We start from the raw sequence: 7,279 nt of genomic DNA, 5'->3' as shown, positions 1-7,279 counted from the left end.
CACCCGCTACGACAAACGAGCCCGCCACTACCAAGCCCTGGTCACCCTCGCCTGCCTACGGCTCTGGCTTCCATGACTTTGCGGACACGCCGTAGGCCGTGGTGAACACCAGCGAGGCGTTGTGGCCGCCGAAGCCGAAGGAGTTGGCGAGCGCGGCGGCCACCCGGCCCTGGCGCGGTGCCCCGGTGACCACGTCGAGCCTGACTTCCGGGTCGAGGGTGTCGAGGTTGCGTACCGCCGGGACCACGCCGTGCCGGACGGCGAGGATCGCGGCGATGGCGCCGACGGCGCCCGCGGCGCCGAACAGGTGGCCGGTCATCGACTTCGTCGCCGTCACCACCGGATGCGTGCCGACGGCCTCGGCCACCGACCCGGCCTCCACCCGGTCGCCCAGCTGCGTGGACGTGGCGTGAGCGTGGACGTGCGCGATGTCCGCGGGCGCGAGTCCCGCGGCATCCAGCGCCATCCGCATCGCCCGGACCTGGCCCGCCGGGTGCGCGGCCGTGATGTGGTGCGCGTCGGAGGTCACACCCGCTCCTGCGAGGACCGCGTACGGCCGGGCCCCGCGCGCGGCGGCGAAACCGGCGCGTTCCAGGACGACGACGCCCGCCCCTTCCCCGATGACGAAGCCGTCGCGGCCCGTGTCGAAGGGCCGTGAGGCCCCGGCCGGGTCGTCGTTGCGGGTGGAATGGGCCTTGGCCTGGGCGAAGCCTGCGAGCGGCAGCGGGTGCAGGCAGGCTTCCGTACCGCCGGCCACCACGACGTCGGCCCGGCCGAGCCGGATCAGATCCATGCCCTGGGCGATCGCTTCGGCGCCCGAGGCGCAGGCGCTGACCGGGGTGTGGGCGCCGCCGCGCGCCCCGAGGTCGATGCTGACCCAGGCGGCCGGGCCGTTCGCCATCAGCATCGGAACGGTGTGCGGGGAGACTTTGCGTACGCCGGAGGTCTCGAGCACGTCGTCCTGGCCGAGCAGGGTGAGGGCGCCGCCGGTGCCCGTACCGATCACCACCGCGAGCCGTTCCGGCTCCACGTCGGGCCGCTCTGCGTCGGCCCATGCCTCCCGCGCGGCGAGCAGCGCGATCTGCTCGCACCGGTCCATGCGGCGCGCCTGCACGCGGTCGAGCAGGTCGCCCGGCTCCTGGCGCAGGCGGCCCGCGATCCGTACGGGCAGCGCCGCCGCCCAGTCCTCCTCGATGGCCCGGATCCCGCTCTCGCCCCGCAGCATGGCCTGCCAGGTCGTCGCCACGTCGCCGCCGAGCGGGGTGGTGGCGCCGAGGCCCGTGATCAGGACGTCCTTATCGCGAACGTTCATGTTCGTTCCCCCTTGTTTGTAGTGGTGCTACAGCTCACCGTGCCGGTCGGGCAGGGCAGCGAGCTGCGTTTGGTCCCACTGTGCCAAGGGATCTGTGACGGAGGGGTCGAGATGATCTACGGATTCATGCGACCTGAGTTTGTTGGGTTCTGCTATAGCGTTGACGATGACGAGAACGACTTCGCGCTAGGTGGTTGCCCTCGCGGTGGATCACGGCGTCCCCGGCGACGTCCGCTTCGAGGAGGACGGGGGGCCTCTGGTCCGGCTCCGTGGGCTCTCTAGGGGCGGGCGGGACCGTACAGGAACCTGTTCGCCGTGTCGTTCGGAGACCGGCCCGCATCCGCACCCGTGCTCGAACCGCACGGGGAGGCACAGCCGCGCCACGCCCGCCCGCAAGGGGCCCGCCGGGGCACGGCACCGGGGCTCCTCTCCGACGCCGTCGCGAGCACCGTTTCTGACGGAAGGTCATGCGAGCGATGATTATTGCGGCAATCACCGATAGTGCTCCGGCAACCGGAAACGACACGACGATCCGACGGCTTGCAGCACATGTGAGCAGTGCGGGCCATGAAGTACGGCTGGTGGAAGCCGGCGCCCTCCCGGAGGCCCTTGCCCACGGGGCGGAAGGATGCGGCTTCGATGCGGCCATCGTGACCCACGCCGTGGCCGCGGGGGAAATCCGGCACAGCCTGACGATCCCCTACATTTTGGTGTTCGGGGGCACCGATCTCAACGAGTTCTCCTTGGATCCCGCCCATTTCGCGGTCATGACCGAAGCGGTGGCCGGTGCGGACGCCTTGGTGGCGTTCAACGACGACTTCGTGCTGCGCTGTCTGGCCCTGTGGCCGGACACCATCCAGAAGCTGTACTCGATTCCCCAGGCGGTGGATACCGACCCGTCCGATTTCTCGCTGAAGAACCGGCTCGGCCTGCCGGACGATGCGCAGGTCTTCCTCCTGCCGGCGGGGCTCCGTCCGGTGAAGGACCCCCTCTTCCTGACCGGATGCGTGGACGAGTGGCAGCGGGAGGATCCCCGCGTGCACCTGGTCATAGCAGGCGTCTCCTACGACGGGTTCGACGAGATCGTGCGTCGTCGATGTCTCAGGCACAGCGGAGTTCACTACGCCGGCGCCCTGAACCGCCGGGACCTGCACGCGGCGATGCGGGAAGCCACCGCCGTGCTGAACACCTCGATCAGCGAATGCAGCCCCAACGCGGTGCTGGAGGCCATGCATCTGGGCACCCCGGTCATCGCCCGTGCCATTCCGGGCAACACCTGCCTGGTGGCCGACGGCATCACCGGCCTGCTGTTCCACAGCCCGGACGAATTCAGAAAGCAAGCGCAGAGGCTGCTGGAGGACCGTTCGCTCGCCGCCACCCTGACGGGCAACGCCCGCCGGATGATCAACAGCAGGCACGGCCTCGCTGACGAGGCCGCCGCGTACGCGCAACTCCTTCAGCACGTGGCAAGGAGGAGCGTCAATGCGTGAGACGACGACGGTCCGTCTCCCCGCTGCCGAACTGTTCGTGGAGGCGTTCGGTGAGGAGGGGGATCCCGTGGTCCTCCTGGTCTCCGGCACGGGTGCGTGCATGCTCGCCTGGGACCGGGAGTTCTGTCTCCGGCTGGCGGCCGGGCGACGGCGCGTACTGCGCTACGACGGACGGGACACCGGGCGTTCGACCACGTGCCCGCCGGGCTCACCGGACTACGACCTGCACGATCTGGCCTCGGACGCGATCGGCATTCTGGACGCTTTCGGTGTGGGGCAAGCCCATCTGGTCGGGCTGTCCCAAGGCGGAGCCGTCAGCCAGCTGGTGGCGCTGGCCCATCCCGACCGTGTGGCATCCCTGACGCTCGTCTCCAGCAGTCCGGGCGACGCAGATCCCGAACACCCGACCTTGCCGCCCACTCCCCTGGCGACCCAGGTCGAACTGCACAACGCGCCCTGGCCGGAGTGGTCCGACCACGGCTCGGTCGCGGACTACATCGTGTTCCTGGACCGCCTGCAGGCCGGATCGGGGCGAGACTTCGACGAGCACTTCTCCCGGGAACGGGCGCGCAGGGTGGTCGAGCGGGCAGGGAACATCGAGTCCAGCCTGACCAATCACTACTACGTGGAACCTGTCGCTCCCTGGCGGGGGCGTTTGCCCGAGCTTCGGGTACCCACGCTGGTCATCCACGGCGCCCATGACCGGCTCCTCCCACTGGAACACGGCCTGGCCCTCGCCCGGGAGATTCGGGGCGCGACGATGACGACCCTGCCCTTGGGTGGTCATGGGCTGGATCCCGGGGACTGGGCTCCGGTCATCAGCGAGATCCTCGGCCACACCCGTACCCCTGAAGAAGGGCTCCTCCCGCATGCTGCTGCTGTCCGCTGAACCCGAGATCCGTGTGTCCTGCGACGCGCTGCTGTTCGACATGGACGGGGTGCTGGTCGATTCCCTGCCCACGATCGAACGCCATCTGCGCGACTGGTCTTTGGAGCACGGGCTGGATCCCGCCAGGGTGCACGAACTGTCGGGCGGCCGTACCACCCGGGAATTGATAGAACTGGTGGCGCCCGGCCTGGACTCGTCCGCCGAGGAGGCCCGGCTGCTGGTCCGTGAGGTCGAGGACACCGCCGGCATCTCGGCGTCCCCGGGGGCGAGGAGCCTGCTGGCGGATGCCGGGCCGTGGGCGGTGGTGACCTCCGGACGGCGCGCGGTGGCCATGGCCCGCCTCAAGGCCGCGGGCCTGCCGGTACCCGACGTACTGGTGACCGCCGATGACGTCACGGCCGGAAAGCCCGACCCGCAGGGCTATTTGCAGGCGGCCCGCCGCCTGAACGCAGCGGCCGGCCGGTGCGTGGTACTGGAAGACGCGGCGGCGGGGATCGACGCCGGTGCGGCGGCCGGGATGACCACCATCGAGATCCGCCCGGTGCCGACCGGCCGGCCCCGTCTGGGCGACCACCTCGTTGCCGGCCTGGACGCCCTACGAGTCGTACGGTGACCGACTTCGCGCGCTTGCGCCTGGTCTACCTGCTCACCGGCGTGGTCAACGCGCAGTGGGGGGCGTGCCTGCCCGCCCTGGACGCACGCCTGGACTTGGGTGAGGGCAGGCTGGGCGGGGTGCTGCTGGCCATGGGGCTGTCCGCAATGGCGGGCATGACCGCAGCCGGACACCTGGCCGCACGACCGCTGCTCGCGTGGACCGCTCCCGCCACCGCACTGGCCCTCGCCGGCCCGGCCGTCGCAGACGGCTACGGGGCGCTGATCGTCGCGGCCGGGTTCCTCGGGCTGCTCCTGGGCGGCCTCAACGTCGTGCTGACCCTGCACGCCACTGCTGCCGAGCACGCCCACCAGCAGCCGATCATGTCCCGACTGCACGCCCTGTGGACCGTCGGCGCAGTGGGCGGCGGCCTCGCCGTCGCTGCCGCCCTGCACGCCGGTATCGGGGTCAAGGCACTGCTGGCCGTCAACGGATTCGCCCTGGCCGTGGTGATGGGGGTGGTCACCTTCCGGGTCCAGCCGCCCGTCCCGCGTCCCGCCGAGCCGGGGACCAGCGCTCGCCGGAATCCTCTGCTCGTCGTGGCCATGGGCCTGCTGGGCGCGGCCGCGTTCCTCACTGAAGGAGCCGCCACCGACTGGGCGGGCGTCCATGCCCGCCGGGTCCTCGATGTCACGCCGGCCGTGGCGTCCTTGGCCTATACGGCCTTTCTCACGGCCATGACCGTGGTTCGCCTTGCAGGCGACCTCCTGCGCTCCCGCCTGGGTCCGAGCGTGACGCTGCGGACGGCGGGGCTCGCCACCGCGACGGGACTGCTGCTCGTGATCACCTCGTCCGCCACGGGCCCGCTCGGCGCCTATGCGGGATGGGCCCTGGCGGGGGCCGGGATGGCACTCATCTGGCCCGTCCTGGCCAGCACCGCCGGCCACGGCACGCCACGCCAGCTCTCGACGATCACCACGCTCAGCTACAGCGGCAGCCTGGTCGGCCCGGCTGCCATCGCCTACATCGCAGCCTCCACCTCCCTGCCCACCGCTCTGGCGCTTCCCGCGGCCCTCGCCTTGCTCCTCGCAGTGACCGGCCCCGCTGGCCTTGGCGCATGGACCGGCACGACGAGCACCGCCGCACGGGAGCGAAAACTGCTCGAACGACGCTGAGAGTTCCCTGCCCACGCTGGGCGGCGGACGAGGGCCGGCATGCGCGGAACGACCTTGTTGAGTCGACTCTTGTCAAGTTTATTGCCGCGCGCTATATAGGTGGTGTCGCCATGTGCATCCTGCGATCAGCGGGAAAGGAGTGAAAGACGATGCTCATGCGCACCGACCCCTTCCGTGAGCTGGACCGGCTGACCCAGCAGGTTCTGGGCACCGCGGCCCGGCCGACGGCCATGCCCATGGACGCCTTCCGCGAGGGCGATGCCTTCGTCGTCGAGCTGGACCTGCCCGGTGTCGATCCCGAGTCCATCGACCTCGACGTCGACCGGAACGTCCTCAACGTGAGGGCGGAGCGGCGGACCACCGCCTCCGGAGGCGACAGCGACGTGGTGATCGCTGAGCGTCCCGCAGGGTCGTTCTCCCGCCAGCTGTTCCTCGGCGAGGCGCTGGACCCCGACCGTATCCAGGCCTCCTACGAGGCCGGCGTGCTGCGGCTGAGCATTCCGGTTGCAGAGGAGGCGAAGCCCCGGAAGATCCAGATCAAGGCCGCAGACGGCCCACGCAAGGAGATCAACGCCTGACGGAGGCACGGCAGGAAAACGGAGGGCGGGCCGGCCTTCCCCCGGCCCCCCTCCATACCGGCACAGCGGCCGCCCTGCTCGGGGCGCCCGGCGAAGTGAGCGGTCAACACCTTCCCCGAACCGAGAGGAGCGGACGATGGCACGCGCAGTCGGGATCGACCTGGGTACGACCAACTCGGTCGTCGCCGTCCTGGAAGGCGGCGAGCCCACGGTCATCACGAACACCGAGGGAAACAGGACGACGCCTTCCGTGGTGGCCTTCGGGAAGGGGAAAGAGGTCCTGGTCGGAGAGATCGCCAAGCGTCAGGCGGTGACGAACGTCGACCGCACCGCGCGATCGGTCAAGCGCCACATCGGCGAGGCGGACTGGCGCTTCCCCCAGAGCGGAGACATCGACGGCAAGCGGTACACGGCCCAGGAGATCTCGGCACGCGTCCTGCAGAAGCTGAAGCGTGACGCGGAGGCGTATCTCGGCGAGGACGTCACCGACGCCGTGATCACCGTCCCGGCGTACTTCAACGACGCCCAGCGCACCGCGACGAAGGAGGCCGGCGAGATCGCGGGCCTGAAGGTGCTGCGGATCATCAACGAGCCGACGTCCGCCGCGCTGGCCTACGGCCTGGACAAGGAGAACGATCAGACCATCCTCGTCTTCGACCTGGGCGGCGGCACCTTCGACGTGTCCCTGCTGGAGATCGGCGAGGGGCTGGTGGAGGTCAAGTCCACCAACGGTGACACCCACCTCGGCGGCGACGACTGGGACCAGAAGATCGTCGACCACCTCGTGAAGCAGTTCCGGAACGCCTACGGCATCGACCTGTCCCACGACAAGATGGCGCTCCAGCGTCTGCGCGAGGCCGCAGAGAAGGCGAAGATCGAACTTTCCGCCGCGACGGAAACCACGATCAACCTGCCGTACATCACGGCCTCCGCCGAGGGCCCGCTGCACCTGGACGAGAAGCTCACGCGCTCCCAGTTCGAGCAGCTGACCGCCGAACTCCTGGAGCGCTGCAAGGCGCCGTTCCACAACGCGGTCAAGGACGCGAAGATCAAGGTCGCGGACATCGACCACGTCATCCTGGTCGGCGGCTCCACGCGCATGCCCGCCGTGACCGAGCTGGTCAGGGAACTGACCGGCAGGGACCCGCACAAGGGCGTCAACCCGGACGAGGTCGTCGCCATCGGCGCGACCCTCCAGGCCGGTGTCCTCAAGGGTGAGGTCAAGGACGTCCTGCTCCTCGAC

General features: G+C 70.0%; 7 protein-coding genes. 6 read left to right on the top strand and 1 reads right to left on the bottom strand.

Features of this window, described 5'->3' with window-relative positions:
• Window positions 1-55: 55 nt before the first annotated feature.
• On the bottom strand, window positions 56-1,312 hold the full coding sequence (locus AB0D44_RS33900; protein ID WP_362598610.1) for a beta-ketoacyl-[acyl-carrier-protein] synthase family protein: 1,257 nt from the start codon (window positions 1,310-1,312) through the stop codon (window positions 56-58).
• A 467-nt stretch (window positions 1,313-1,779) separates the two neighbouring features.
• Here AB0D44_RS33900 and AB0D44_RS33895 point away from each other — a divergent pair, with 467 nt between their 5' ends.
• From AB0D44_RS33895 to AB0D44_RS33870, 6 genes are all read left to right on the top strand, one after another.
• Entirely contained in the window at window positions 1,780-2,802 is a 1,023-nt protein-coding gene (locus AB0D44_RS33895; protein WP_362598607.1) for a glycosyltransferase, read from the top strand.
• Entirely contained in the window at window positions 2,795-3,691 is an 897-nt protein-coding gene (locus AB0D44_RS33890) for an alpha/beta hydrolase (protein WP_362598604.1), read from the top strand. The genes AB0D44_RS33895 and AB0D44_RS33890 overlap by 8 nt, the downstream gene beginning before the upstream one ends.
• Window positions 3,672-4,304, top strand: coding sequence for an HAD-IA family hydrolase (locus AB0D44_RS33885; protein ID WP_362598601.1), 633 nt, complete (start codon window positions 3,672-3,674; stop codon window positions 4,302-4,304). Before AB0D44_RS33890 ends, AB0D44_RS33885 begins: the two co-directional genes overlap by 20 nt.
• Window positions 4,301-5,458 carry an MFS transporter gene (locus tag AB0D44_RS33880; RefSeq protein WP_362598598.1) on the top strand — a complete coding sequence of 386 codons (1,158 nt, stop codon included), beginning with the start codon at window positions 4,301-4,303 and terminating at the stop codon, window positions 5,456-5,458. Before AB0D44_RS33885 ends, AB0D44_RS33880 begins: the two co-directional genes overlap by 4 nt.
• A 149-nt stretch (window positions 5,459-5,607) precedes the next feature.
• Window positions 5,608-6,036, top strand: a complete 429-nt coding sequence (locus tag AB0D44_RS33875) for an Hsp20/alpha crystallin family protein (protein ID WP_362598595.1) — start codon at window positions 5,608-5,610, stop codon at window positions 6,034-6,036.
• A gap of 136 nt (window positions 6,037-6,172) precedes the next feature.
• A partial coding sequence (locus AB0D44_RS33870; RefSeq protein WP_362598592.1) for an Hsp70 family protein occupies window positions 6,173-7,279 on the top strand: 1,107 nt, incomplete at its 3' end.

Origin of the sequence: Streptomyces sp. NPDC048349, from assembly GCF_040651925.1 — a bacterium.
GTDB lineage: Bacteria > Actinomycetota > Actinomycetes > Streptomycetales > Streptomycetaceae > Streptomyces.
Note: the sequence above shows the minus strand (reverse complement) of the source record. Positions and strands in the feature narration are given on the sequence as shown.

Excerpts from the sequence above, each read along its gene's own strand:
- AB0D44_RS33900 (WP_362598610.1), bottom strand. The coding sequence starts at position 1,312 with ATGAACGTTCGCGATAAGGACGTCCTGATCACGGGCCTCGGCGCCACC.
- AB0D44_RS33895 (WP_362598607.1), top strand. The coding sequence starts at position 1,780 with ATGCGAGCGATGATTATTGCGGCAATCACCGATAGTGCTCCGGCAACC.
- AB0D44_RS33890 (WP_362598604.1), top strand. The coding sequence starts at position 2,795 with ATGCGTGAGACGACGACGGTCCGTCTCCCCGCTGCCGAACTGTTCGTG.
- AB0D44_RS33885 (WP_362598601.1), top strand. The coding sequence starts at position 3,672 with ATGCTGCTGCTGTCCGCTGAACCCGAGATCCGTGTGTCCTGCGACGCG.
- AB0D44_RS33875 (WP_362598595.1), top strand. The coding sequence starts at position 5,608 with ATGCTCATGCGCACCGACCCCTTCCGTGAGCTGGACCGGCTGACCCAG.